The organism is Leptospira tipperaryensis, assembly GCF_001729245.1.
Taxonomy (GTDB): Bacteria; Spirochaetota; Leptospiria; order Leptospirales; family Leptospiraceae; genus Leptospira; species Leptospira tipperaryensis.
Window position 1 is genome coordinate 447,501 of sequence record NZ_CP015218.1, and the last position, 26,617, is coordinate 474,117.

At 42.6% G+C, this 26,617-nt stretch carries 26 protein-coding genes (1 of these 26 running past the window's edge); 14 read left to right on the forward strand and 12 right to left on the reverse strand.

Annotation, left to right across the window (positions count from 1 at the left end):
* The 5 genes from alr to A0128_RS21525 all read left to right on the forward strand — a co-directional run.
* On the forward strand, positions 1 to 1,087 hold the 3' portion of the coding sequence (gene alr, locus A0128_RS21505; protein ID WP_069609800.1) for an alanine racemase. It extends 53 nt beyond the left edge of the window; the window shows 1,087 of its 1,140 coding nt (coding positions 54-1,140); its start codon lies beyond the left edge, outside the window; the stop codon is at positions 1,085 to 1,087.
* A 65-nt stretch (positions 1,088 to 1,152) separates the two neighbouring features.
* Positions 1,153 to 2,295, forward strand: coding sequence for a 1-acyl-sn-glycerol-3-phosphate acyltransferase (locus tag A0128_RS21510; RefSeq protein WP_069609801.1), 1,143 nt, complete (start codon positions 1,153 to 1,155; stop codon positions 2,293 to 2,295).
* 19 nt (positions 2,296 to 2,314) lie between these two features.
* Complete coding sequence (locus A0128_RS21515; RefSeq protein WP_069609802.1) at positions 2,315 to 3,226, forward strand: hypothetical protein; 912 nt, start codon at positions 2,315 to 2,317, stop codon at positions 3,224 to 3,226.
* Positions 3,223 to 4,026 carry an MgtE intracellular N-terminal domain protein gene (locus A0128_RS21520; protein WP_069609803.1) on the forward strand — a complete coding sequence of 268 codons (804 nt, stop codon included), beginning with the start codon at positions 3,223 to 3,225 and terminating at the stop codon, positions 4,024 to 4,026. The genes A0128_RS21515 and A0128_RS21520 overlap by 4 nt, the downstream gene beginning before the upstream one ends.
* 206 nt (positions 4,027 to 4,232) lie before the next feature.
* Positions 4,233 to 4,769, forward strand: a complete 537-nt coding sequence (locus A0128_RS21525; RefSeq protein ID WP_069609804.1) for a DUF1564 domain-containing protein — start codon at positions 4,233 to 4,235, stop codon at positions 4,767 to 4,769.
* A 76-nt stretch (positions 4,770 to 4,845) separates the two neighbouring features.
* Here A0128_RS21525 and A0128_RS21530 read toward each other — a convergent pair whose 3' ends face one another.
* The gene (locus A0128_RS21530) at positions 4,846 to 5,517 is read right to left on the reverse strand and encodes an LIC_20245 family lipoprotein (protein WP_069609805.1); all 672 of its coding nucleotides are present in this window, start codon (positions 5,515 to 5,517) and stop codon (positions 4,846 to 4,848) included.
* Complete coding sequence (locus A0128_RS21535; RefSeq protein WP_156781959.1) at positions 5,514 to 7,820, reverse strand: ATP-binding protein; 2,307 nt, start codon at positions 7,818 to 7,820, stop codon at positions 5,514 to 5,516. The genes A0128_RS21530 and A0128_RS21535 overlap by 4 nt, the downstream gene beginning before the upstream one ends.
* A gap of 96 nt (positions 7,821 to 7,916) precedes the next feature.
* Between A0128_RS21535 and A0128_RS21540 the strand changes: the two genes are divergently transcribed.
* Positions 7,917 to 8,513 (forward strand): lytic transglycosylase domain-containing protein, encoded by a 597-nt coding sequence (locus A0128_RS21540; protein ID WP_069609876.1) that lies wholly within the window; start codon positions 7,917 to 7,919, stop codon positions 8,511 to 8,513.
* Here A0128_RS21540 and A0128_RS21545 read toward each other — a convergent pair.
* Positions 8,507 to 8,857 carry a Cys-rich protein gene (locus tag A0128_RS21545; RefSeq protein WP_069609807.1) on the reverse strand — a complete coding sequence of 117 codons (351 nt, stop codon included), beginning with the start codon at positions 8,855 to 8,857 and terminating at the stop codon, positions 8,507 to 8,509. The two genes, A0128_RS21540 and A0128_RS21545, sit on opposite strands and share 7 nt — an antisense overlap.
* The gene (locus tag A0128_RS21550; protein WP_083244254.1) at positions 8,854 to 10,608 is read right to left on the reverse strand and encodes an ArnT family glycosyltransferase; all 1,755 of its coding nucleotides are present in this window, start codon (positions 10,606 to 10,608) and stop codon (positions 8,854 to 8,856) included. Before A0128_RS21550 ends, A0128_RS21545 begins: the two co-directional genes overlap by 4 nt.
* Before the next feature lie 258 nt (positions 10,609 to 10,866).
* Between A0128_RS21550 and A0128_RS21555 the strand changes: the two genes are divergently transcribed.
* Complete coding sequence (locus A0128_RS21555) at positions 10,867 to 11,565, forward strand: TetR/AcrR family transcriptional regulator (RefSeq protein ID WP_069609878.1); 699 nt, start codon at positions 10,867 to 10,869, stop codon at positions 11,563 to 11,565.
* A gap of 287 nt (positions 11,566 to 11,852) precedes the next feature.
* Here A0128_RS21555 and A0128_RS21560 read toward each other — a convergent pair whose 3' ends face one another.
* The 3 genes from A0128_RS21560 to epmA all read right to left on the reverse strand — a co-directional run bounded on the left by A0128_RS21560 (position 11,853) and on the right by epmA (position 16,857).
* Complete coding sequence (locus A0128_RS21560) at positions 11,853 to 14,126, reverse strand: aconitate hydratase (protein ID WP_069609808.1); 2,274 nt, start codon at positions 14,124 to 14,126, stop codon at positions 11,853 to 11,855.
* Positions 14,127 to 14,572: 446 nt separating this feature from the next.
* Entirely contained in the window at positions 14,573 to 15,685 is a 1,113-nt protein-coding gene (locus A0128_RS21565; protein WP_069609809.1) for an OmpA family protein, read from the reverse strand.
* A 224-nt stretch (positions 15,686 to 15,909) separates the two neighbouring features.
* Positions 15,910 to 16,857: an EF-P lysine aminoacylase EpmA gene (gene epmA / locus A0128_RS21570; protein WP_069609810.1), complete on the reverse strand. Its 948-nt coding sequence runs from the start codon at positions 16,855 to 16,857 to the stop codon at positions 15,910 to 15,912.
* 120 nt (positions 16,858 to 16,977) lie between these two features.
* Here epmA and A0128_RS21575 point away from each other — a divergent pair, with 120 nt between their 5' ends.
* A complete protein-coding gene (locus tag A0128_RS21575; RefSeq protein WP_069609811.1) occupies positions 16,978 to 17,304 on the forward strand; it encodes an STAS domain-containing protein in 327 nt (108 codons plus the stop codon).
* Here A0128_RS21575 and A0128_RS21580 read toward each other — a convergent pair.
* Positions 17,293 to 17,724 carry a DUF4279 domain-containing protein gene (locus A0128_RS21580; RefSeq protein WP_069609812.1) on the reverse strand — a complete coding sequence of 144 codons (432 nt, stop codon included), beginning with the start codon at positions 17,722 to 17,724 and terminating at the stop codon, positions 17,293 to 17,295. The two genes, A0128_RS21575 and A0128_RS21580, sit on opposite strands and share 12 nt — an antisense overlap.
* A gap of 228 nt (positions 17,725 to 17,952) precedes the next feature.
* On the opposite strand from A0128_RS21580, the gene A0128_RS21585 reads away from it, so the two are divergent.
* Positions 17,953 to 18,678 (forward strand): response regulator transcription factor, encoded by a 726-nt coding sequence (locus A0128_RS21585; protein ID WP_069609813.1) that lies wholly within the window; start codon positions 17,953 to 17,955, stop codon positions 18,676 to 18,678.
* Between the two features lie 306 nt (positions 18,679 to 18,984).
* Complete coding sequence (locus A0128_RS21590; RefSeq protein WP_069609814.1) at positions 18,985 to 19,506, forward strand: DUF1564 domain-containing protein; 522 nt, start codon at positions 18,985 to 18,987, stop codon at positions 19,504 to 19,506.
* A gap of 324 nt (positions 19,507 to 19,830) precedes the next feature.
* Here the strand turns inward: A0128_RS21590 and A0128_RS21595 are convergent, their stop codons facing one another.
* Positions 19,831 to 20,124: a 4a-hydroxytetrahydrobiopterin dehydratase gene (locus A0128_RS21595; RefSeq protein ID WP_069609815.1), complete on the reverse strand. Its 294-nt coding sequence runs from the start codon at positions 20,122 to 20,124 to the stop codon at positions 19,831 to 19,833.
* A gap of 6 nt (positions 20,125 to 20,130) precedes the next feature.
* Entirely contained in the window at positions 20,131 to 20,544 is a 414-nt protein-coding gene (locus A0128_RS21600; RefSeq protein WP_069609816.1) for a hypothetical protein, read from the reverse strand.
* Positions 20,545 to 20,821: 277 nt separating this feature from the next.
* On the opposite strand from A0128_RS21600, the gene A0128_RS21605 reads away from it, so the two are divergent.
* The 4 genes from A0128_RS21605 to A0128_RS21625 all read left to right on the forward strand — a co-directional run bounded on the left by A0128_RS21605 (position 20,822) and on the right by A0128_RS21625 (position 23,046).
* Positions 20,822 to 21,100 (forward strand): DUF883 family protein, encoded by a 279-nt coding sequence (locus A0128_RS21605; RefSeq protein ID WP_069609817.1) that lies wholly within the window; start codon positions 20,822 to 20,824, stop codon positions 21,098 to 21,100.
* Positions 21,101 to 21,114: 14 nt separating this feature from the next.
* Positions 21,115 to 21,495 (forward strand): LBF_4227 family protein, encoded by a 381-nt coding sequence (locus tag A0128_RS21610; RefSeq protein ID WP_069609818.1) that lies wholly within the window; start codon positions 21,115 to 21,117, stop codon positions 21,493 to 21,495.
* A complete protein-coding gene (locus A0128_RS21615) occupies positions 21,495 to 21,749 on the forward strand; it encodes a hypothetical protein (RefSeq protein WP_069609819.1) in 255 nt (84 codons plus the stop codon). Before A0128_RS21610 ends, A0128_RS21615 begins: the two co-directional genes overlap by 1 nt.
* A gap of 409 nt (positions 21,750 to 22,158) precedes the next feature.
* Positions 22,159 to 23,046: a DUF1963 domain-containing protein gene (locus tag A0128_RS21625; protein ID WP_069609821.1), complete on the forward strand. Its 888-nt coding sequence runs from the start codon at positions 22,159 to 22,161 to the stop codon at positions 23,044 to 23,046.
* An 83-nt stretch (positions 23,047 to 23,129) separates the two neighbouring features.
* Here A0128_RS21625 and pyk read toward each other — a convergent pair whose 3' ends face one another.
* Both pyk and A0128_RS21635 read right to left on the reverse strand, forming a co-directional pair.
* Positions 23,130 to 24,596 carry a pyruvate kinase gene (gene pyk, locus A0128_RS21630; RefSeq protein ID WP_069609822.1) on the reverse strand — a complete coding sequence of 489 codons (1,467 nt, stop codon included), beginning with the start codon at positions 24,594 to 24,596 and terminating at the stop codon, positions 23,130 to 23,132.
* A gap of 44 nt (positions 24,597 to 24,640) precedes the next feature.
* On the reverse strand, positions 24,641 to 26,608 hold the full coding sequence (locus tag A0128_RS21635; protein ID WP_069609823.1) for a hypothetical protein: 1,968 nt from the start codon (positions 26,606 to 26,608) through the stop codon (positions 24,641 to 24,643).
* Positions 26,609 to 26,617 lie beyond the last annotated feature (9 nt).

Below are 26,617 nucleotides of genomic sequence, written 5' to 3' on the forward strand. Positions count from 1 at the left end.
CAATCTCAATAGTTTTCGGTCCATCCTCAGTCCGGATTCTACCCCAACAGCGATCTTAAAATCAAACGCTTATGGTCACGGTCTAGAAACGATGACCAAACTTTGTATCGAGGAAGGTGTTTCTCGGATCGGAGTCAATTCGATCGAAGAAGCACAACGTGTTCGTCAAATCGATTCGACCATTCCGATCTTGATCATGGGAGAAATTCAGAATCTTGCGGAGGCTAAAGACCTTTTGGCCGATCCGAATTTCTGGATCATTTTTTCCAGGCCGGAAACTGCGCGAGTTCTTTCGACTTTGCACCCGGCTCCAAAACTTCATCTCAAAGTGGACACGGGAATGGGAAGACTCGGGACCCACGGAGAAACTCTCAAGGACACGTTAGGAACTCTTCGAGATGAAAAGATCCGAATCGACGGAATCTGCACGCACTTTGCGAGCACCGAAGACGTTTTAGAACATAAGTATTCTCTAATGCAGATTCGGAAGTTCGAGGAAGCCGTTGTGTTGGCGGAATCCTTTGGTTTTAAGAATTTGGTTCGGCATACGTGCGCGTCCGCTTCAACGATGCTCTTTCCGGACGCGCATTATGAGATGGTGAGAGTCGGGATTTCTCTCTATGGACTTTGGCCGAGTATGCAGACTCGTTTGTCTTTGAACCTCACGGGGAATAAGAATTTTCAGTTGAGTCCGGTTTTGTCCTGGAAGACAAGAATCGTTCACATACAGAGTCATCCGACTAACAGTTACATCGGCTATGGTTCCACGTTTCAGACTTCGTATCCGACAAAGGTCGCGGTCGTTCCGATCGGTTATTACGAAGGACTCGACCGAAAACTCTCGAGCAACGGAGACATGCTTGTTCTTGGAAAAAGGGCGAGAATCCTCGGAAGAATTTGTATGAACATGACGATGCTGGATGTTACTCATATTCCCGGCGCGACCGTAGGGAGCGCCGTCACAGTGATCGGCGAAGACGGCGGCGAATCGGTCACAGCGGACGATATTGCGGATAGAACGAATACGATCAATTACGAGGTAACAACTCGAATCAGCGAGTCCATTCCAAGGATTGTTGTAGACTAGAAACTCTTTATTTCTTAGCGTTACTTGTATCGTAACCGATTGATAAAAAACAAAAAAGGGGCCGCATGCAAGAGACCTCCGCTACTTCCACAGTATCAAATCCAACTCAGATCGTCTATTCCACCAAAACTTACGACTGGCTCATTGCCCTGGTTTACAGAACCAGGGGATTGATGTTCGATTCCATCGACGAATACTTCGAAGAATCCAATCACGATCGGATTCTCAAAGCGAACTATCCGACCGTGATCATCGGAAATCACGTGGAAGAAGGCGACGTGCCTGCGTTATCCGCCGTACACAGAGTGATCCAACCGAAGATCAAGTTTGCAATTCCCGCGAGAGAAGACATCTTAAAGAAAAACTTTTTAGTAAAAGAATTTCGTCCGAAAGGAACTCTCAAACTGATCTTTGGATTGATCGATAAGACGAACGTCATTCCGGTTTTTTTAAGATACATCGGATGTTTTCCGGTCAAACGTCCGTTCCGAGACAACGCGAGAGAGCTGATCAAAAGTGGGGAACTCCGAAACATGGTCGATCAAGAATGGAACACTCTCGTCGAAAGAGTTCGTTCCGGAAGAAATTTGTTTATGTTTCCGGAAGGGACCTTTAATCACGACGGTTATCTCAATCAGATCAAAAAAGGCGTCTATTATCTTCGAACCAAAATCAAAGACGTTCATTTTATTTCCTTCACTCTGACTTACGATTATATTTCGGCGAAAAAGACTCAGCTTCATATCGCCTATGGTGAGAATTTCGACATCTCCGAAGACGCGAGCAGCGACGAAGTCACGAACATCGTCAAAGAAAGATTAGGAAAAAATTACGTAGTCACTCCGGGGAATCTACTTTCCACTATTCTAATGCAGTTAGGACCGGATTCTCAGCTTGGAAAAGAAATTCTTTTCAAACGTCTGCAAACCTTGGCGTCCGAACTCAAAAAAAAGAGCAAAGGGATTCATATTTCAGGAAAGTTATTTACGAACCACTTGGAAGACGCGTTTCAAAACATTCTTAAGAAGGGATTGGATCATAAACTTTTGAAGCTCGATGGAAACGGAAACGTTTCCGGAACGGACAAGTTGCTTCATAAGGAAGGAGACACGAGAAATCTTTTGAAAAAGAATATTCTCTTATATCACGCCAATCAGCTGACATATTACAAACCGGAGTTGGAAAAAATTCTTCCTTCTCTCGCTTAATCAAGGAACTCAAATTAGAATGGGATTTTGGAAACGTCTATTTTCGCCAAAAAGAGAATATCAAACCGCAGCAAAGGACTGGATAGAAAACTCCGAGAAAGTTCAGAAAAGCCTGAACAGGAGTTTGGATTTTATCTTCAGCTCCACTCTGAAAGAACTTTTGCCGGAAAGACTTTCCATCTCTTTAGAGCCGATCGCCGGGATTCGAATTCCGGATGAAAAGCTAAGAATCATTTTGCAAGGAATGGACGTTCAGACCCTACTTCCTTTTAACTCGGTTTCGGAAGCAATGAGCCTTGAAACACAGGAAGCAATTTTAGAATTGGCGGCCGGCACGGCCGCCGCTCCTTCAAAAATTTTCTTGATGAAGATCCTCAATCAATCTCCGATACAGGAAATGTTTTCGCAAGGTTTGGAAAAGATATTAGTAGAATTTAATAAGAAATTAAATCCGCTCGCAGGCGTTTTTCAGGCCGCGGGTTTTGAAAAACAAATTTCCGGATTTTTAGGAACTCTGCTTCCGGGTTTTACGGAAAGAATGGCTGAGATTCTCCATTCTTCCTCCGAAAGTGAGGCCGGAAAGATGTTGATTCGAAATACCTTGAAGATTTTATTCCAATCCGGATTTTCGGAGATGGGGCATCTCGAATCTACGGACTTAAGAAAACATCTTGAGAAGTTAAGAGACGCCGCATCAAAAGACCCGCTTTTGGAAAAGAGCGTGGAAAAGTTTTACGAAAATATAAGAGATTCTATTTTAAACGAATACAGAGGAGAAACTCTCAAAGAATTTCTCGGCTATTCCGAAGAAGAATACGTTCGATTTAGAAACGTCGTTTCTAAAAATACGGCGGAAAACATTCTTGCAATTCACAAACAAAAGCCGCTGACTGGGCTTGTATCCGGACTTCTGGAGGATGTGCTTGGATGAAAAAAGTGATCAATCAGATCGGGAAGGCTTTAGAATACCTAGATAAATTAGGAACGGGAAAGTCCTTTCAACTGTTTCGATCGCTCGGATACGAAAAGTTATATTCTCTCTCTGAGAAAGTAGATCATAAGACTCTTCTTTATATTAGTCAAAACCTGGACGAGAAAACAATCGTAGAATTCTTAAATCGAATTCCGGAAGAAACCTTAGTCTTACTTTTGTCGACGGTGAAGCCCGGAGACATTACATATTTTGCAAATAGTATTCCGATGGACGATTTGGTTTTGTTGTCCACTTCCCTCCCTGCTTCCGATATCGCCGAGATGGCCTTGAAGACTGGAAAAGAATCCTCGGCGGAACTTTTAAAAAATATCGGCCCGGCAAAGTCGATCGCATTGTTAAAAGAAGTCGGAGTTCAGAATTTCATAGCACTCTCTTTGCAAATCCCTCCTACTGAATTGATTCCCGTGGTCCAAGAACTAACGCCGGAACAATCGGGAATTTGGATTCGAAAGAGAGGGGTCGGCGATATACCGAGACTCATCCAAGCCTTTGGAGTTCAGAATCTTCTTTTGTTTTTAAGAACTCTCGGTTTTGAAAAGAATCTTCATATTATGGGCGTTTTAGGTTTGGAAGAATTGATCGAGTTGGCTTATACGATCGCAGGGATGAAACTTCCCGGACTTACTTCCGCTAAGAAAAAGCAAAAGAAAGCTTCTTCGAAAAAAACTTTTAAGAAAAAAGCAAAGCCGAAGAAAAAGCCGGCATCGAAAAAGAAAAATAAGATTAAGAAAGTTTAATTTCTTTTTAAAAATAGAATTTGTCGTTATTATAGGTGAATTTTACCCATCTTGGAAGTGTGGAAACTTTTGCGTTTAGAGTCCGTAAGTAGTGATGTCTTTTTAATCCACTGTCCTTTTTAAAAAATTCGTAATATTCTGAACAAAATTTCTCTTTTTTATACCTTTGAGCGATTCTGAATCACGCTCCAGGAACCGTAAAGGTTATGGAAATGCTTTCAATCCGTTCTGATCAAGTCATTGAATCCGCCTTAGTAGAAAAAACTTCCGACGTTGTTACCGTTATTCTTCCTGAGAATTATTATTTTGCCTTGAACCCGAAAGAACAAAGGGATCTCAAAAGAAAACTCCCTTTTCTGTTGAGTAGATATGGAAAATACTTGGCCGGAGCTTCCCGCCTCAACACAAAAGCCGGAAAGATTCTTTATCAGAAAAACCAGGGGAAGATGAAAAGAATTAATTTCAGAGTTGAATCGGGAATGTGGAACATTTTAGGAATGCTTGCACTGAGTCACGGAGTCTCAAGATGTTTTCTTTTTCATTATATGCTGATTTTGGAATCTTTAGGAGTCGGAGATTCTATCGTGCAAACGATGAACGCGGGACCTCCCACATTTCACAGGGTTTACAGCTTCATCTGGCAATTGGATCTACAAAGCAAAAGGATTTTCAGAAAGTTAGAATTCGATCCGAACCCGATTTTTCCCATTTTTTATGGAATGTATTGGGCCAAGTCCTTTTAAAACGATAAAACAGCTTCTGCTCCATCAACCAGATTTCAAAGAATCGCGATTTACCAAATCACGACCAAGAGGAACGTTACTCCGGCTTATCCAAACTTTTCTTAGCCTGAACGAGTTCTTCTCTTCCTTTCTGAATCGCTTGCAAACGTTCCTGAATCACATTCAAAGAAGAATCCGGAAAATTTTTCTGAGAGTCCTTGAAAAATTTCAGACTATATTCTAAGATTTCTTCCATGTCATTGGATCTCTTTATCTTAGAATCCAAATAGAATTTCATCTCCGGCTTTTCGACTTCTCTTCCTTCGAGTAAGGCAGTTCGAATTTCAGACATTCTCTCTTCGTCTCTCTTTCTCTTTTCCTCTTCTTCCTTACTCAATTCCCTAGGAATCATACTGTTATCTGGAAAACGATCGGCCAAAGGTTTGACCTTCTGAATCACTTCCTTTCTCACTCTCTCTCTTTCCTCAGGTGAAAGACTGGAATAGCCGCCTGCGGCGGCCTCTCCGGCTGAAGCCTCGCTCGAACCGACATCCGCATTCTCAGCAACTCCTGATTTTGAAAAATCTAAAAAATTCCCGGATTCAAACAAAGAATTTTCATCTTGATCGACTGTGTTTCTACTGAGTCCGCTCTTTAACTTTTCATTTCCATTCTCTCTTGAGAATGAGGTTTCTCCGTTCTCAAAGACCAAATAAACCAAAGACAATAAAACGATTCCAAGAATCGAATAGATAAGATATTTTTTCATTCCGTTTGTAGTGGCAAAAAGATTCTAAAATTACTTCCACCGTTGACCCTGGATTCCAAAGTGATTTCTCCGTTCATCTTATGCAAGATGGTCCTTGAGATCGAAAGACCCAAGCCCGTTCCTCCGATTCTTTTGTTTCTATCGTTTGGAATTCGGAAGAATCGTTCAAATACCTTTTCTATGTATTTCGGATCGATCCCAACTCCGGTATCCTTGATATTAATTTCCAACTTACCGGCTCCGGACTGAATCATCTTGATTTCTATCTTTCCTCTTTCCGTATATTTGATCGCGTTTACGAAAAGATTCGTGATCACTTGCGAGAATTCGAAACGAATTCCTTTGATCTTTAATTTCTTTAACAATGTAACTTCGACATCCAATCCTTTTTCTTTCGCGGAAGGTCCGTTGGAATAGACGACTTCTTCTATCACCAAAGCAGGATCAAAATTCTCCACCAAACCCGAATTGTCGTCGCCCCGGACCTCTTCGAACTTCAACAAGTTCTCGATCAGATGGTTCAGTCGCTTAATATTTTTTTCAATCACATCCAACATTCCACTCTGATCTTTGGAAAGAGAAGAATTCAGTTCGTTTCTCAAAAGTTCAAAGTAACCTTGTATATTCGTCATCGGAGAACGAAGTTCGTGACTGATATTCGAAATAAATTCGTGTTTTGCCTGTTCGGTTTCCTTTTTTTCGGAATCGAATAAAATATGAACCTGATAGATCTTTCTCGCCCTCTCGAACAATGCAGTGATACTCAACGAGACTTGCATCTCGGACTTATCTTTCAGCCTCATCTTCGCCTGATCCACTCGTAACATCGTCTCAGCCGATTTAATCGGGGAAGACCACTCGCTCATCTCGCTTAGACCGGGAAACAAAGCTTCCAGAGTCAGGCTGATTACGTTATCCTTGCTGTAACCGGTCAGACTTCGGAAATTATAATTCCCTCCGATCAAGGCGCCGGAAATAGAATCTAACAGAATCACAGGAATCGGGGAAAATTCAAAGAGATAGTTAAAGCGGTCGTCAGAAAACTGAAGTTCCATCGCCCTCTTATCCATCTCCAATCCCTGCATCATTAGTACATTATCAATTGCTAAATTATGAATTTCTTTTGCTCTAATTTCCTGAAAGAGATAATCCAAAATTGAATTGATTCCCGTCCGAATCGCGGAAGCGGTTCCTTTGAGAGGAAGAATCGGCATACGCGCCGTTTTTTTAGAATTATAGATATTGAGGACCAGATTCTGAAGATCGGTCACCAAATCCCCGAGTTCTCTTCTTTCTCCCGCCTTTTGTAAGAGCAGACTCGATTCATTCTTACTGTTAAACTGCTCTTCCATCAGAACCGTTTTTCTCGCAGTCAAAGCCTCCGGATACTGAGGAATCGGATCCTTCGCGGCGATCTGAAGCGCTTCCATAAGGACAGGAGGCGGTTCGGTAAGATGATCCATGGATCGCCAGAAAATTCTTCCGAGATATTCCAACTCTTCCGGATCGGCGGCCGGAGAAAGCATCTCTCTTAAATCCTGAGAAGGTTGTTTGAAAAAATAATGCAGTTGTTCCGCTTCTATCTTAAATTCGGGAACACTTTCATGAATCGCATGATCCGTCGATTCGTTCGTGTTCTCGATCAGAGACTGAATCGCTCTGCTGATTGCGCTCTGAACCTTTTGAATTCGATCCGGATACGTCTTTGCGAATTTTCCGCTGAACGCAAGCATGTTTACGGGAAGACGATACGGGGGAAGATCTCTTCCATCCGAAATTCTAAATCCATTGTTTAAGAAATGAGATTCCTGAACGGAACCGATCAATCCCAATGTGTTCGTCTGCGAGAATTCGTATTCCAAAAGATAAGATCGAGAAGAGACATACGCGCAGCTGATTTTTTTTTGAAACCTGCTCGATCTCAAAAATTCCTGAGCGAGTAATTTATCAAGAGACGTATTTTGCAAAACGGGAACCAAATACGGAGTACTATCTAAAATAGAATCCGTACTCGAATTGTATCTGGAGTAAAACGAATGAATCATTCTGGAAAGAATCATTCCCCGGTAGATGGATTTGTTCGGAGCCGTTCTCTTGAGATGAAGATCCAACCAGGTGGTAAACGGGATTTCTCCCGCTTCAATCTTTCCAGTACTTAAAAAGGCTAATATAGCGTCGTAACTCTCGAGAATTCGAATCTGAACTTGAACTCCCTCTTTTTCAAAAAAGCCCCGAGACTTTGCGTATAAAATCGGGAACGCGGAAATTCTAGAGGTGATGGCAATTTCAATCACAGACGGCAGTATTTACCAGGCTTTCAATTTATCAAGAATCCCTTGATTTTTCATCAAAAAGAAAAAAAGGTCATCTTTTTAGAGAATTCTTCCGAGAGACATAATATGAGGATCGAAGAACTTCCGACCGTCCAGTCCATCCTGAACCGAATTCGAGAGATTGAAAGTCTCCCGAACCAGTTTGTCCGGGAAACCCCGGTTCCGAATCAAAAAACTCCTACCGTGGATTTTGATTCCATTCTCCAAGCCGCTCAAGCAAAAACGAATCCGGTTTCTGAGACGGAAATCGGGAGAAACGTGAGAGGCGAACTCAAAGGTGTCGAACCTACTCTCGCTGAAATCATTCGTAAAGAATCGGAGAAGAATCACCTCGATCCCACGCTCGTTCAGAGCGTCATCAAAGCAGAATCCGGATTTAAAACAAACGCGGTTTCTCCCAAGGGCGCCGTCGGTTTGATGCAACTCATGCCTTCCACCGCGAGCCTTCTCGGAGTCGATGATCCTTCCGATCCGGCTGAAAACGTAGCCGGTGGAACAAAATTCTTAAGCGATCTCTTAAACAAATATAAGAATTTAGATCACGCCCTCGCGGCCTACAACGCCGGCCCCGGTGCGGTTGATCGTTACGGCGGAGTTCCTCCTTACAAAGAAACTCAGAAATACGTTGCAAAAGTTAAAAAGTTTTACGAAGAAGCTCAGTAGTATTTTTTAATCTCGGTTTCGAGACATCCCGTAAGAGATTTACAACTCGCGGTTTCAATTCCTGAGAGACAAACCTGCATCTTATCAAAATGTTTTCTGCATCCTCGAAGACAGGAATTTTCTATCTTCGAGGATTGTTCCTTTGCGACCATTCCGGGAAACAGCTCGGAAACACATCCCGTCAGCTTTGTACAATACGTTAGACACACTTCCTTGGATTCTTCCGAATAGAATTCGTTTTTTTGGATCGACCTTCCGTATTTTATAAACATCACACCGAACATTAATACAAGCAGAACGTAAACCGGTGCATAACGAACGATATGTCGAAGCGTTGAATTCATTTGTTCACCGACTTCGAGTTTTCGGAAAGAATCGCTTCGGAACTGTAGAGTTGGATTCTATCATACCAATCTTGGTGTATTAGAATTTCCTTAATTCCCAGATCCCGTTTCCAAATCGACCAAGACTGAGCCGGCGCATAGACGCTCGGAAGTCCCACTTTCGTTCTGTAAACGACCACGTCCCTCTTTCCATCCATACAATTCATCTGCGCTCCGGGAAGAGAATGTTCGACCTGCGCGAAAGGCAACGCATTCTTAAACGTCAATGCGACCCATGGGTTCTCGGAGACGATACAGAGATTCTTACTTTCCTGGATTCTTCCGCTCAAAGGTACGTCGGGAAGATTTACGGAAGGAATGAGAATCAACTGAAGATAAAACATAAACCCGGTTCCGAGTAAAAGTGTCAGAAAAGTTTTATAAAGAATCGTTTTCTTTTCCGGAATCATCCAGAAAGCTCCTACAAGATTTGCAAATCCGACCCACAAAAGATCCGCCCACGCCTCTTGTCCGGAACGAAAATCCAAAAGAATCTTTCCGAGTCCCAACACGATCGAAACGACGATCAAAAATTGAAAGTTTCTAGAAAGAGGTCCCGACAAAGAAGATTCTTGTTCGCTTCTGGAAAAATACAATCCTACTCCGACAAAGGCCAGAGGAATCAACGGAAGAATATAGTAATAGTCTTTTCGATTCGGCAATTCGTGTATTATGGAAATTGCAACCGTTGAAAAAATAAGGGTCCTGCCTATCATTCCCCCAAAACTAGGAGCTACTTTCAGAACCGACTTCGACATCGTTTCCAAAAGAAAAGGTGTAAAAGGAAGACAGTACAGGACCCACCCCAAAAGGATAATCAACTCATTTTGATTCGTAGTAGCAGTCGAAAATTTTCCTAAGTTTTCAGTGAAGAAGAATACTTTGAGAAAGGCGCTTCCCGCCGGTGATAACGAAGTCAGGATCCCTCCCCAGAGCGCAAGAACTCCAAGAGAGATCGTGTGAAACAAGATTTGATCTACGGTCATTCGGATTAATCTTTTTTTGCCGGACCATTCTCCAGCGGATGTAAATTGAAACGCGTGCATAAACGCCCAACCGGCGAGTAACGTTCCTGAATACACTTGAAACAGAGGCCCTTTCACCAAACACGCAAAGCCGGATACAAGGGCGGCCGCGATCAAGTAAGTTCGACTTCTTTTCTTAAAGAAGACGAGTAATAGAAAGGTGGAAAGCGTTAGTAGAAAGGTCATCAGGGCTTCCATCATCACGAGCCTGGAAAACTTAAAAACTCCTAACGTTAAAAGATAACTGGAAGCGATGATCGCGGAATAAATCGGCGCCGCCTTAAACAAACGAAGCGCAAAGTAGATAAGAATCCCAGTCCCCGCAAAGAGAAACAAGGAAGGAAGTCTTTCCGCAGTCAGACTCATTCCAAAAATCAAATCCGATGCGATCCCAGTCCAAAAGAGTACGGGTGGTTTGTATAGATTCATGATTCCTTCAAATCTCGGAAAAAGAATTTCTCCGCTCTGAATGCTCTCTCGAATCGTGGCGATGTGCATTTCCTCGTCTCCTTGAGGAAGCACTGCTCTCGATCCGATATTGGGGAACAAAAGTAACACCGAAATCACAAAGAGGACCGCCGCGATCAAAAGGTCTCTTCGATTCGGAGATATCTTTTGTAAAGACCCGACTTGTGAAACGGTGGAAATGAGAGAAGAACCGAGCTTCCGGGAGGAGTTTCGTGCCATTTTGCGTCCTCTTTTTATGTAATTGCTTACTTACTTATTGCAATCTTTCTCAGACGCTCAAAAAATGACAATCTAGATTAAAATTAAGAATGGAAAAAAGGAAAGGTAGGGTCTTACTGAAAGGATGCTCAATTCTACGGAGTCAGATTCAAATAAAATTACGTTAGCGTAGATTTGTTTGTGAAAGGCTTCGAATCAAGGGATTCTCTTGAAATAGTGAGTGACACCGCGCCCAACGTAACTTTTATAGGGATCAAAATGAAATCGGCAAGGTCGAAGGCAAACAATTCAGAACCGCTCGCTAAGGATGAAAATGCATGTGAAACCATCATCCGAAAACGGGATCGTTCCGCGACCGAGACCGCCATCCTTTTAGCCGCTATCCAAGTCTTCGCCAAAAAAGGTTATGACGCGGCCAATACCAAAGATATTGCAAAACTTGCTAATGCGAACGAAGCGTTGATCTTTCGTTACTTCGGAAACAAAAAAGGTCTCCTCGAAGCCATTCTCACAAGATCCGAAGAAATCAATTCGGACGAATCTTCCACCCGTCAGAAGAACCAAGAAAGTTATCAAGATTTAGAAGCCAGCCTTCAATATTCCATGTCCGGAAAGTGCAGAGACTTTCGAGAAGCCGAAGATTTTATGAAAGTCGCGGTCAGTCAGATCATCTTAGATCCCGAAGTCAGCCAGATCATTCAGAAGAAAATTTATACAAAAGCTCTTCCCGAATTTACGGCTGAATTGGAAAAATTTAAAAAAGCCGGAAAGATCGATCCTAAAGCGGATCTGAAATCCATCGCCTACGCAATCTCTTCCCTTACGTTTGCCTTAGGCTTTATGGGTCAGTGCGTCTATAAAATTCCCCCTGCAGAAATCCAAGCCACCATCAAAGAAGTCGCAAGAATTTTTAGAAAGGGTTTAGAGCCCGAATCCAAGAAGAAGTCTTCGAAGTAAATCAGAGGCTTTTCCTAGAAGGATTTGCGTTTTGTGAGAGTTCCCACAAAAGTTTCACGGTCGGGGCGCGCTCTTTTCTCAAGATAAATTGTTTGATCGAAGAAAGTGTGGGAACTCTCACAGGGTTTTCTCATATTGAGACGTAGGAGTTCCTACAAAACGACCTTAGAGAAGCTTCTGTTTGTAAAAATTACGATTTTATGATAGAGGAAAAGTAGGAATTAGGACAGGAGAGAAGTCGTCTTCTTTCTAAGAAAAAATCCTAAAAAGAAGACGATCGAAAAAAGTTACCCTTTCTTTCTTTGTTCTTCGCTGATCAGATTCAGAGCGCTTCCCGCTTTGAACCAAGCAATCTGCTGGGTGTTGAAAGTATGATTCACTTTGATTTCTTGTTTAGAACCGTCTTTGTGGTTCAAGACAAGAGTCAGAGGAGTTCCTTCTTGAAAGGAAGTCAGACCAAGAATATCGATCGAATCCTCTTCTTGAATCTTATCATAGTCCGCTTTGTCGGCGAACGTAAGAGCAAGCATTCCCTGTTTTTTCAGGTTTGTCTCGTGGATTCTTGCAAAGGACTTCACAAGAACCGCTCTCGCGCCGAGATGTCTCGGTTCCATAGCCGCGTGTTCTCTGGAAGAACCTTCTCCGTAGTTTTCGTCCCCTACTACGATTGATCCGATTCCCTTTGCTTTGTAGGCTCTTGCGGTTTGAGGAACTGGTTCGTATTCTCCCGTTAGCTGATTCTTCACCGCGTTGGTCTTATCGTTAAACGAATTGACCGCGCCTATCAAAAGGTTATTGGAGATGTTATCCAAATGACCTCTGTATTTCAACCAAGGCCCCGCCATAGAAATATGGTCGGTGGTACACTTTCCCTTTGCCTTGATCAGAAGTTTTAATCCTTTCAGATCGTTTCCTTCCCAAGGAGTAAAAGGAGAAAGCAACTGAAGACGATCAGATTTCGGATCCACCGCAACGTTCACTTTGGAACCGTCTTCTGCCGGAGCGAGAAAACCCGCGTCCTTTACGTCGAAACCTTTTGGAGGAAAATCCAAACCCGTAGGAGGGTCGAGTTTTACTTCTTTTCCGTCCTTGCTTTTTAGGGTGTCGGTTAACGGATTAAAATCCAATTTTCCCGCGATTGCAAAAGCAGTTACAATTTCGGGTGACGCAACAAACGCGTGAGTTCCCGCAAAGCCGTCGTTCCTCTTCGCAAAGTTTCTGTTAAACGAAGTGATGATGGAATTCTTTCTTTCCGGATCTTTTGTCTGACGACTCCACTGACCGATACAAGGACCGCAAGCGTTCGCGAGAACCACTCCTCCTATATCGGAGAATGTTTTGATGAGTCCGTCTCTTTCTATCGTATAACGAATCATCTCTGAACCCGGAGTTACGGTGTATTCCGCTTTGACTTCCAGATTCTTCTCGGAAGCTTGTTTTGCGATCGAAGCCGCGCGTGTGATATCTTCGTAAGAAGAATTTGTACAGGAACCGATGAGCCCGACTTCCAAGTTCGTCGGCCAACCGTTTTTCGATACCGCTTCTTTGAACTTGGAAAGAGGAGTCGCCAAATCGGGAGTAAACGGACCGTTGATATGAGGTTCGAGTTCGGAAAGATTGATCTCAATCACCTGATCAAAATATTTCGAAGGATCCGCATAGACTTCTTTGTCACCGTTTAAGTGTTCCTTGATTTTGTCCGCGAGTTCCGCAACGTCTTTACGATTCGTGTTCAAGAGATATTCTTTCATGTTCTGATCGTAACCGAAAACGGAAGTGGTAGCGCCGATCTCCGCGCCCATATTACAAATCGTTCCTTTTCCAGTACAGGAAAGGCTTTCCGCGCCTTCTCCGAAGTATTCTACGATCGCTCCGGTTCCACCTTTTACGGTAAGAATTCCCGCCACTTTTAAGATGACGTCTTTCGAAGAAGCCCAGCCGGAAAGTTTACCGGTGAGTTTTACTCCGATGAGTTTTGGGAATTTTAATTCCCAAGCCATTCCCGCCATCACGTCCACCGCGTCAGCGCCGCCGACTCCGATCGCGATCATTCCGAGGCCACCCGCGTTTACGGTATGAGAATCGGTTCCGATCATCATTCCGCCTGGGAATGCATAATTTTCTAATACGACTTGGTGAATGATCCCCGCACCCGGTTTCCAAAATCCGATTCCGTATTTGTTGGAAACGGAAGAAAGAAAATCATAAACTTCCTTGTTCACGTCGTTGGCGGTTTTTAGATCTTCAGTCGCTCCGTCTTTGGCTTGGATCAAGTGATCGCAATGTACGGTAGAAGGAACCGCGACGGTGTTTCTTCCCGCGGACATAAACTGAAGAAGCGCCATTTGCGCGGTCGCATCTTGCATCGCCACTCTGTCCGGAGCAAAGTCTACATAAGACTTTCCTTTTTCGTAGGCTGCTTTTGGTTCGCCTTCCCAGAGATGGGAATAGAGGATTTTTTCTGTAAGAGTAAGAGGTCGTCCAACAACGTTTCTCGCTTTTGTAACAAGATCCCCGATCTTTGCGTATCGGGCGCGAATCATTTCTATATCGAATGCCATTGTTTTCTCCGTAGATATTGAAACCTGTCCTTGGTGCGACACCCAAAGAGAGCGGACCGAAGAGTTCCTTACGCGCATCCAAAGATGCCTTCAGCGCTGTCCGTTTTGTTGGGATCCTTTTTTGTGGAAGGGAACGTTTGGATTTCCTTCTTTCGTCAAGATCGGATCCGCACCAAAACACTGTCCTTTTTAGTTCATCGAATATGGGGACAAGTTATAAATTCATGCTCTTGTAAGCATTTAGTTTGTATAGGATTTTTCAGAAGAAGATTGAAAAATAGAATTTTGAGACTGTGAGAGTTCCCACAAAGAAGGGCAAAGCCGAGAGCACGGAAAGAATCGAAATTTTGAAACCGAAAAACTTGGCTCCGGAAAGAATCCGGTTTTTTGAATGTAAGAAAGATCGAACCGGAGAAAATTCTCCGGAGGTCATTTTCCAAAAAGAATCAGTTTTGAATTCTAAGCTCGACCCTTCTGTTTTTTTCCTTTCCTTCTTCCTTGGAGTTATCCCCGATCGGAACGCTCGCCCCCTTAGGAATGATCTGAAATCGATCCACGGAAATTCCGTTCCCAACGAGATAGTCCCGAACCATTTCGGCTCGAAGAATGGAAACTTTTTGATTCACGGATTCGGTTCCTTCGAGAGAAGTATGTCCGATGATCTTCACTCGAATTTTAGAATCTTCTTTCATCCATCGAGAAAGCTGATTGAGACTTGGTCTCGATTCCTTATGAACCTGAATGCTATTTTTCTCAAAACGGATCACGCTCATTTCGAGCGCCTTGAATTTAGGATTTGAGGAGAATGCTTCCTCATCCCCTTTTCCAAACCAGGAAAACGAAGATTTTTTTTCGGATTCGAGATTCTTCTCCTTTGAAGTCAGATCTTTTTCTTCTTTGGGAGTTCCCACATCCTTTTTCGGGGAAACTTTCTCTTCAACGGGTTTTGAAACTTCGAGAGGTCTTTGTTTTTTCTCAGAAGAGAAAAGGGCCCAGAAAAAATAGATCAATCCAAGAAGAATCAGAAGTCCGGCGAGGAAGATAAGAATCGGGACTGTCTTGTCTTTTTTGAGATGAGGTTTTGCGGAAGGTGTTGGAATGTAGTTCGTGTATTCTCTTGTTGAAGATTCCTGGGGAGTTCCCACATCCTCGCTCCAACTTTCGGGAAAATTGGTTTCCGGAGATTCTTCCTCGGGAACGTTGAGAGTGACGCTTTTATCGCTTTTCTTCTTTGCGTCTTGAACTCGTTTCGACGCCCACTTACGGATTTCGGTGCGAAACCAATCGTCGGCTTTATCCGTAAACTTATAATTCTCGCGGATATGTTCGATCGTATGTTTCTCGATGTCCGTATAACTGTTATTATCTTTGACTGCTTTTAGAAGTTGCTTCGCGTCGTTAACCGAAATTCTACCATCGCGTTTGCCCGAAGTAAATTCTTCCGCGAGCTGAATGAGCTCTCGGTCGTATTTTCTACCCTTGATTGTAACGTAGTAGTTTTCTTTTTTCGCCATGATCCCCGCCGCACCAAGATTTAGGGAAGAATTCATTCCCTGCAACCAAAGTTTTTAGTCTCTTCTGTTTGTTCTTTCTCTTTAAAAAGTGATTCAGGATCCGATCCGAATTCTTTTTCTATCTTAGAATTTCCGGAGAATCTTTTCGAAAGAAGGAGTTCCTACTTTTCAATTTGATTCTCAGTCATTCTATAAGAGAATACACTTTTTCAAGAGAAGCTTATAGTATAATATCGAACTCTGAACTCGAATTGTTGACCCTTTATGCCTCAGAACTTTCCATAATACGGGCTCGTTTCCCGGAGAGACGCCCCTCCAAGAATGGAGAGAAAGAGCCTGTCCAAACCGATGGAGATCCCACAAGAGTTCGGAATTCCTTCTTTCAGGGCTCTTTCCAATCCCGAATCGATCGGGAAAATTTCTTTTCCCAAACGTTTCCGAAGATCCTGCTCGGAACGAAAACGGGAGAACTGTTCTTCCGGATCGGTAAGTTCTTGGAACGCATTTCCCAATTCTAAATTTCCGAAATAGAGTTCGAACCTTCTCGCAAAACCGTTCTCGATCTGAGAAAGAGCAGCGAGCTCCGGGGGGTAATGATAGAGAAAGGTGAATCCTTTGGGAAGATGAGCTTCTACAAGATTTAAGAATACAAGAAAAAAGGAATCTTCGTAGGTTCGTTTCTCATCCTGGTTTGCGGTGAGCCTTTGTTCTTTGATGACTTTATCGAGTTCTTCGTGTGAGATCCCACAACCCGCGTATTCTCTGAGAGCTTCCTCGACGGTCATTCTTCGGATCTCTGATCTCTGAAAACCGAAAGAATGAAATTTTGCATCCAGGATCTCCAAGAGATCCGTGCAGAAATCCATAAGACCCTCTAACCTCATTCCTACGGTGTAGAATTCCAACATCAAAAATTCCGCACTGTGAAAAGGACTTCCTTCTTCTCCGGAACGAAATGTATGAGTGATTTCATAGATTCTTTCCAATCCCTTTGAAAGAATCTCCTTTAAAGAATATTCAGGAGACGTAATTAAGTAACCCCTTTCCTTTTCAGAGGGAGAATGGACCAGAAAAGGATCGAGATAGGGCTCCATAGAAGGATTTGCCTTGAGACAAGGAGTGTCCATCTCTAGATAATTTCGCTCTTCAAAAAATCTCCGGATTACGGATAAGAATTTGGCTCTTCGGATCAAAATCTCCCGGCTCAACTCGTTCATCTGACTTTTAGTTTTCCTCTTGATTTCATTCTAAAATGAGAATGTAATGACTTCTTAGAATTTTTCCGAAATGTAGGATCTCACACACTACGTTCTTCGGAAGAAATCGAAAGACCAAAAATGGATCCGATTCAAAGATACCAACATTTTGAAATTCGAAAGAACCGACAATCTACGGAAGTAGTACCTCTCACAGCTTCCTTCGATGAATCCTCTTTCGACGAATTGAAGTCCATCCTCGCCCTTGTCTTTTATCAGTCCAGCCTTCACGTAAAAATCAATCTGAGCGGGGTCAAAATTCTCCCCCTTCCCGTGGCGATGAAAATTCTGGCCTTCGCATTCGACCTAAGATTGAAAAATAGGACCCTTGTTTTGACCGGAGCAAGCCCGGCTTTTAAAAAGCTCATTCAATTCTATAGAATGGATCGTTCCCTCTTAATCTTCTGAACGCCTTCTCTTTTCGTCTCTCTTCCAAGGTTGAAAGACCAATTTGATTCCAAGGCTCCCCAAGAGAAGAAGGAGTCGAGAAGAGATTTCCGTTTCTTTCAAAGAATGATCTGCAAATTCTACGGAGACATACATACAGAGCTTATGTTTGGAAGCGAATTCTTTTACCTTATGACGGGAAGGAAGAACCTTCTCCAGAATTTGAAGAATGTGTTCTTCCAAGGGAGCATGTGCGTCCAGAGTAGAATGGAGTTGCCAATGCCCAAAACCAAGGGGCTTCCCCTCCTTGTCCGTCGCGATTCTCGGGGTGCTGAAATCCGGTTTTAAATCCAATTGTCTCGTAACGTCTTCCGAATTGAGCCCGTCCTCATTAACGGAGAGGATTGCCCAAGTGAGGGGGTTGCTTGCATTCGCATTCATGACTTTTGATACACAGTTTTAATTTTTAAGTCGTTTTAATTACAATTTAACACAATTCACAGTTTTATCATTTTTAACGATTGAATCTTAGGTTCTCAAAATATAAAATCGGATAAGAATCTGGTAAAAATGTGTCGGATAAAAAATTTTCCTTTATTAACATTTCATCGGTTTTATCTGTTGCAGATAAGGTAAATTTATCCTCTAATCTCTCTCGGGGGCTTCATAATGAAAACAATTTTAGTGATTGAGGACGATCCAGATATCGGAAATTTAATTCGTAAATCCTTGGATTCGGCGCACTATTCAACCACTCTCCAAACAAGCGGAGAAGAAGGTCTTAAATTCTATAAAGCAAACCATCCCGACATGGTTATCCTCGATCTTTCACTTCCAGACATAGATGGAATCGAAGTTTGTAGAACGGTAAGAAGAAACGACGAAAATACTCCTATCTTCATAGTTACCGCAAGAAATGAAGAAATCGACAGAATTATGGGACTCGAATTGGGCGCGGATGATTACATTACAAAGCCTTTTTCCGTTCGAGAACTGAAGACAAGGGTCGATGTTTTTTTTAGAAGATGGGATAAGAAAGCGGGAATCAAACCAAACGTCGGTGCAAGTGGAGAGATTATCCGTGGTTCTTTGAAAATCGATCCAGTTCGAAGAAGAGTTACTCTAAAAGACAACATCGTGAATATCTCTCGGAAAGAGTTTGATATCCTACAATTGATGGCCGCGTCTCCAGGAAAAGTTTTTTCCAGAGAGATGATTTTAGAGGCGGTTTGGGGAATGGAATGGGACGGCTTTGAAAGAATGATCGATTCTCACGTTAAGAGAATCCGCTCCAAACTCGAAAAAAATTCCGCTCAACCAGAATGGATCGAGACCATTTGGGGAATCGGTTATCGTTTTACAGACAACTACGATAACATCGTAATCCCAGATTAATCAGAAGTCAAAGCCCCTTTTGGAGTTCCCACTAAAAATAATGGCTGAACTCAAAGTAAAAGCCTGGTTCTAAACACTGGGCTTTTTTATTGTGATTACACCCTAACTATAGATTCTTAATTTATAGATATTTCTCTCCATTCTATCACTTGAATACAGAAACGAGCTTTAAAGTTCGTGAAAAATAATAGAATTGTCGATAGAGAGAAGAATGTAGGATCTCTCACATTGTAAAAAAAATTTAGCAAATGAAATTATTTTTTCTAAATGACCACCAAATGAAAACTTACTGGAACCGAGTAAGGTATGAGGACAATATTTTTAAGCTCCGATTTTGAAATTCGTTCTTCCTTACAAGAAAAGACATCGGATGTCGTCACCTTCCTTGTTCCAAAAAAATACTTAAATCGGGTCAAGATTTCAGACAGGAAGAAGCTTCCAAAAAGACTTCCCGGACTTTTGAAAAAATACAGCAAATACATCGCTTCTACAAAACGACTCAATAAAAGAGCAGGAAAGACCCTTTACCAAGCGAACGAAGGAAAAGGGAATATGCAAAGAATTAACGCAAGAATCCAGACAAAGGATTGGATTCTTCTCGGAACTCTTGCGCAAGCTCATGGAGTTTCTCGTTGCTACCTCTTCAACTATCTCCTCTGGTTGGATCAAATCGGAGTCGGAGATTCTATTTCAAATGTTTTGAACTCAGGAGCTCCTACCTTTCATAAGTATTACAAATTCATTCTTCTCCTCGATCTTTCAAAAAATATAATAACAAAACGTCTCGAATTCGAGCCGAACCCAATTCGATTTTATTCGCGGACGTAAGAAAGCACTCCAGGCGCTCGCTTATTTATAATATATATATTTTCTATAATATAGAGCGCGCTTATAAAGAAACTCTCCGCTTTCGGTGTTATTTTGAGAATAAAATTCTCTCAAGAGTTATCTTAAGAAACAATTAAAAAAGAGTCACAGATGTTTCTAAAAATATTCTCATTCCCCTTTCTCCTATTAACTATTTCGTTAATAGGATCCTCTTCGGAAAGAACTGAACAGGATGACTTGTGGGATCTCCCCGCAAGCAGGTAATCTGACTCCGACGACAGTATCATTCCGAGCAGGTTGCCAAAAGGACTAAACGGAAAAAAACTACAAAGCCAAAAAAACCTCTTCTGTCTTCTCAACAAAAGAGAGATCTAACTCCGTGATCGCTTTCTTAGAATGTGTGGTAACTTCAACCTTTACCGTGTTATAGCGGAGAATGAGATCCGGATGATGGTCCATCTTTTCCGCAATGGCAGCTAACGCGTTTACGAATTCAACGGCGGATCGATAAGAAGTAAAATGGAAAGTTTTTTCTAAAACGGGAATTTCTTCCGGAGAAACAATCTCCCAGCCGGAAGGAATTCTCTTTTTGATTCTTTCCAGCTCGGAAGGGTCCATAAAAAATTAAAAAACCTTTTTGAGGGTTTGTTTGATTTTTTCCGCGTCGTCCACGGCTCCATTCGAAAGGGAACCGGCCCTCGCCATCAAGTTGACGGCGCCGTCCATTCTCGCTTTGAGTTCTTCGATCTTCTGAAGTTGTTCATTCAAAAATGCGATCTTAGAATCCAGTTCCATTTCTCTTCTCTCTAACAAGAGTTTGAAATTGTCCAATTCTTGAATTTTCTTCCGAGTTTTTTTAGCCTCGGTATCTACGTCTTTTCTGTAATATTTCTCTAATTCTTTTTCGGCTTGAAGATGACGATCTCTCTCGGCCTTGAATTCTTTTTTCATCAACTTCAAAGCCTGGCGATACGCCTTATTGAAGATTCTTTGCTTTTGACGTCTTCTGAGACGAACCAGTTTGCTGATCCAATTCATACTTATGTCCTGATATTTAATGATTCTTACTGCAAAAAATTTTCACATGAGAATGTCAGGACTCTTATCGGCATCGGCTTTGTTACTCTTGGGCCGAAAATTTCCAACATTCTATCTTTTCATTCAGAGGAACCGGAAAATCAGATCTCCGGAGTTAGATTCTTCCATCCTTTTCATTAGACCCTAAAATTCGAGAGAAAAACCTCCCCCAAAAAGGACGAAAGTAGTTGATTCTACAGAGATAAAACTTAGAAAAAGAATCCGGGAGGAATCATCCATGACATCCAGAGCGGAAGATTTCAATGAAGAAGTAGAATCACTCAAAGACAAAGCAAAACGGATCACCGGAAAGGCGCGCGAAGAATATTTAGAACACGTCTCGGATCTGAAAGAAAAAATCAAACAGATCTCCGGCGACACCTCCGAAAAGGCGAAACAAATTATTGACGAAACCGGAACTTATATCAAAGAAAATCCTCAAAAAGCGACTCTCATCGGGCTCGGCGTAGGACTTGGAATCGGACTTCTCGTCGGGATGATGATTCGCAGAAAATAACGAACCGGTAAAAGATGGCAAAAAAAAGAAAATCAGATTCCACATCGGAATCGTATGACAACGAATACACGAAAAGAGGAAACGATCTCAAATCCCATTTCCTCTCTCTTGTTGATTCCATTCTGGAATACTTCCAAACCCTTCTCCTCTACGGACAGAAATACTTACTCAGAAGATTCCAGGCGGGAATCCAAGCTTATATCTTTTTAAAGTTGGGTCTTTTCTTTCTTGGAATCGGCGCAGTTTCCTTTTTAGGAGCCTTATTCTTTTTCTTGTTCAGAATCACAGGAGGAGATCTTCTCCTGTCCAGCCTCGGAACCGGCGGAGTCAGTTTTTTCTTTTCTCTGATCTTCCTCTGGCTCGCGGCCTCTTCTCTTAAAATCAAGGATCGATGATGAAAGAATTTCCAGATCTCAACCCTTTTGACGGAAGCGACCGATTTCTTGGAAAAGATCCATCGGATATGAGCATGGAAGAGTTAAAGTTATACCTTCATATCCAAAAACTCAGAGTCCGTCTGGAGTTTGAAAAATTTCAATCTTCGATCAACTACACAGGGATGATCGTAGAAGCTTTGGAAAAACTCGGAATGGGAGAATTCTTACAATCTTTCCTTAAGGTTCCGGATAACGTAACTCCCGAAGATTGATTTCGTCTAACGCATCCCAAAAAGCGCCTTTTTAGCCTGCTAAAGAAGATCAGAATTTTTTCTAAGTTCCGACAATCCCCCGTAAAACGGTCGCCCCCACCCTCATCGGGTGGTGGAGGCGGGCCTTGAGGGAAAACCTCGGAAATTTTTCTCTATCAGAAAAACATACTTTTTGCAAATCCTTTTCCCGTGGTAAAACGTTGGAGTTCCTACAACTTTCAGGCAAAAAATTTACTTGCTCAACTGCACAAATTCCAGTCGTGAACTTTTCCGCTCGGAAGCCGAAAACAAAATTTGGATCAATGATTCTCCATTCTCCTTGTTGTTGATTTATTCCGAAACGAATTAGCTTTTTTAAAAAGCCAACTCGCCTTTTTGGAATTGTAAATTCAATAACACAAAGGAACCCATGCTCAGTCCGATCCAAATCGCAAAAAAACTCGTTTTAGAATATTCTTATCCGAAAGGATTGTTAGACCAGATTCCCGCAGAAGGAACGTATTACAACGGATCTTCTTCCGTTTATTTAGAAGAGGATGAAACGGTAACTCCTGAAATTCTTTCCAAAGCTCTGAGCTACTTTATCGAAATCGACGAAAAGGAAGTTTCCGAAGAGGAAATTCCTCTGGGTTCTTCTAAAATGAAAGGACTTCCTCATCTTCCGGACCCCGGCTTTTGGCCGAAGGCCACCTATTTTTTCGCACAACTCAATGTTGCAGAATTCAAAAAATATGATATTGAAAACCTTTTTCCCGATCAGGGAATTCTTTACGTTTTTGATAACATCGAAGGAGAATTCACTCTAAAATTTTATGAAGGACCGATTTCAAATCTAAAAATCACGGATTATCCGGACGCAAAAACTCTTCCCGAAGCGAAATACTATCTGGAAGAATATCGCGATGTCGCTTATCAATTGAGTTTTAAACCGAATTACATTTTCTACGTCGCCGGCGACGCCTACGATTACAGGACGATCGCAAAGTTGATCCCGCAAGATCTCTCCGATCAGCTTAGGAAAATTTTTAAAGCGGAACTTGCGACTTGGAGCCCGAGCTTGCGGATCTTTGGAAGACCTCTCTTCTGGCAAGGGGAAGATGAAGAAGGATTCGACTATGATGATGACGAAGGCGAGGAGGAGGAAACTGAGGAAGTTGAAAATCTCACAGAGGAAGAGAATGACATTCTGATCTTTCATTCCGAAATCGGAGAAGGACATTTTCACATCCGAATCGATCGAAAAAATCTAAAAGACAAAAAGTTCGACGCCGCGTATTCTACTTATTCCGGAACTTGAAAATAAGACAATCTTTTGCCCGGAGCTTTTTTAGTCCGGGTAAAAGATTTTTTTTCTTCGTAAAAATTCTTATCTGGAAACGTTTACTTGGAAATGGTTTCTACTTCGACCGCAGGATACGTTTTCACTTCTCGAATCTGAATCGTTTCGACTCGATCTTCTCCGGCGATAATATCAGAAAGAATCACAACCTGATCCCCATCCACAAGCCTCTCTGCTTTTTTTAAGGTTTCGATTGCAAGACGAATCGTCTTTTCAGGATCTCTGGAAAAATCGATTCGATAAGGAATCACTCCTCTCGTAAGCCAAAGTTTCCGTCTCACGGTCGTCATATTGGTAAACGCATAGATCAACGGATAATGAGGATGAAAACCGGCCACGTTGAGCGCTGTCGTCCCTCTTCTCGTAATGACGATGATCGCAGGACATTTAAGAGAATCCGCAAGTTCCGAAGCGGACTTCGCCATTTGTTCTTTTTTATCCTGCGGAATTTTTTCCCGAACGTAGTCGACGCCGCCGGTCCTTTCGACACGTTGTGCGATCTTGTCCATCATCTCTACACAACGAACCGGAAATTTTCCAGCCGCGGTTTCACCAGAAAGCATGATTGCATCCGCTTCTTCATAGACCGCGTTCGCGACGTCGGTTACTTCGGCTCTTGTAGGAGACGGGTTATTGATCATCGATTCCAAAAGGTGGGTCGCGACGATCACCCTTTTACCGCGCAGCGCGCATTCTTTGATGATGGCCCTTTGTAAGATCGGAAGTTCTTCGATCGGAACTTCGACTCCCAAATCTCCCCTTGCTACCATCACACCGTCCGATGCCGCGACAATTTCTTTCATATTGCGAACGGCTTCCTGGTCTTCGATCTTTGCGATGATCTGCGCGTGACCTTTATTATCATCGATGATCTTCTTTAACTGATCGATGTCTTCGACGGAACGAACAAAGGAAAGCGCGATAAAGTCCACGTCTTCTTCCAGACCAAAAAGAATATCCTTATGATCTTTGGCTGTGATCGAAGGAAGATTGACTCGAATCCCGGGAAGATTGATATGTTTTCTGGACCCGAGTCTTCCTCCGTCCAAAACCTTACACTTCAAAGCGGAATCATTGATCTCTTCCACGACAAGATTGATCAAACCGTTATCCACGGTCACCGGATCGCCCACCTTGAGGTCTTTGACGATGTCCTTATAATTTACAAATACGGATTGTTCCTCGGATTCTGCTCCGGGAATGATATGAAACGTGAAAGTTTCTCCGACTTTAAGATCCAAATGATCCACTTGAAGGTCCCCTGTTCGAATTTCAGGGCCTTGTGTATCCAGTAAAATTGCGATCGGATTTTTAAGAACGTCTTTGTTGAGCGCTTTGATATTTCGAATGATACTTCTGTGAAAGTCGTGATTCCCGTGAGACATGTTCAAACGCGCCACGTTCATCCCGGCTTCGGCCAGCGCTTGAATCATTTTTTTCTCGGCGGTCGCAGGTCCAATGGTACAAATTATTTTGGTTTTTCTAAAAACAGAGGATTCGCTCTTCATGTAGTACCTTTATTCGGGAGAGCGGGGCTTTGGACAATCGGGAATCAGATTTTAGGCAGGGTTTTCTTCAGAAAATCATCAAGCGAGATACAAAAGTCAAAAAGATCCTGATCCGGCATACTCGCATCCTTCTGCTCGTTGATAATGGCGGACGACTTTTCCATCAAATCTCTTCCGTTTTTCTTCAAATATCTTCTACTCACGAGAATCGGAAACGTATATCGTTCCTCTTGATTTCGGACCATAAAAGAAAAGATTTCATTCTTCCCGAACTTCTTGAGAAAGTTGATCAAACCTTCTTCGTTGATTTCCCCTTCCATTTCATAAAGAAGAATGTTTCGATCCGGGTATTGACGGTTGGACCAGTAATCGTCTAACACGTCCAAAACCCTTTCGAGAAGTTTAGCGTTGGCAGGATCCACTTCCTTCGGAGCGCTCGCGGAAGGAACCTTATCTTCTTTGTTTTGAGAAGGGCCTTGTTTACGGATATTCTTCTCCGCCTGCTCTTTGGCCTCTTTCTCTTTTACTCTTTTTTCGGCGAGTTTTGCGGCGTCCTCATGAATCTTCTTAGTTCTCGCTTCCATCACACGTTTATTCAGTTCAACCGCATTGTGCGCTCTGATCTGTTCGGCTTCGTATTTGTGAACCGATGCGTTTCCGAAAATATTTCTCCAGAGACGCGTGAAAAAAGGAAGGTATTTAAAAAGACTGGAGATCTCGAGTTTATCAAAGGAAGCAACCAGGTCGCGGTTATCGATAAAATCCTTGATCTTCATCCGATCCAGGATTCGGATTTCACTGTCGTTCCCGGTCGTCGCAAAAACCTTTCTCGCGGCTTCGATCGCGCCGGCAACGGAAAGTTTATGAAGAACGTAGATATAAAGAGCATTCTTATCGGCAAACTCGGTGTGAAGAATCTGTTCGTGATTAGCGACAAGGTTTCGGATGTCTTCTTCGATCTGCTGACCGCGAAAACGAAGAAAGCTTAAATCCACGAGGCGATTCGCAGATTTGATATAATCCAAAATCTCCCCCAGTTTTACTTTCTTTTCTTCCTTTTCCTTTTTTTCCTTATCTTCTTCTTCAAAGTGAATGAGAGCTAAGAGTTCTTCCATCGCAGTCTTTTGATCGCCGTAAGCGGGACTTAAAAAAGGCATGACCGCGTTTACCAGAGCACGCGTACTTTCCTGTTCTTCATCGGACAAAGAACCGATGGCTCCGATCTTTTGAAGTTCCGGAAGCAACCGATCATTCAGAAACGATTTATACGCATCGATTCTCGCGAGAATTTCATCTTGAACGTTATAGTAAAAAACGGATCGATTTCCCGGATTGAGCGCGTTCTCGTTTCGAAAGAAGAATAGGGTTTTCTGTTCCACGAGTTTTTTTAGAACCGGTTTGAGATGGATATTGACCGTAACTTGTTTTAAACCCGGAGTCACGTCCAGAGGATCGTTAAAAAGACTTCCGATCTCGGTGGAAGCGTAAGTATCCGTGAGTTTGTTTTCTAAGATCGCCGCATGAATTCGTTTAATAAATTCTTCTTTGCCCGGGAAGATCCGTTTCTCCTTAGCCCAACGTTGAATCGAAGCAAACGTCGTGGAGTTGACTCCGTCTACGTAACGATGACTCGTGGAAGCGTCCGCGGCTTGCGGCCTCGCAAAGACCGGATTTAAGCGAAGATAGGAATCAATTTTACCGTCCGAAGCGTCGCCAGTCGGATTAAAATCCACCATACAGATTTTTTTTACGATCGGAGGATTGTATTTCGTGCAGAGTTCTCGGAGATATTGATTGATCTTCTCTTTTTCAATATTCATCTCGCGGGCGAGCTGATCGGAGTTGGGAAGAATTTTATTCGCGACGTATTTATCCGTCCAATCCCCGATCACTAGCAAAAGTTTGTGAATTCCCTTGTATTGAAAATCACCCCTGGACTCAAGCGACTGAGTCAGTTGTAATGCAGTATTATAATCTGCGACTTTTAGTTCAGGGGCTTGAGGTTCCAACATCGAATGACA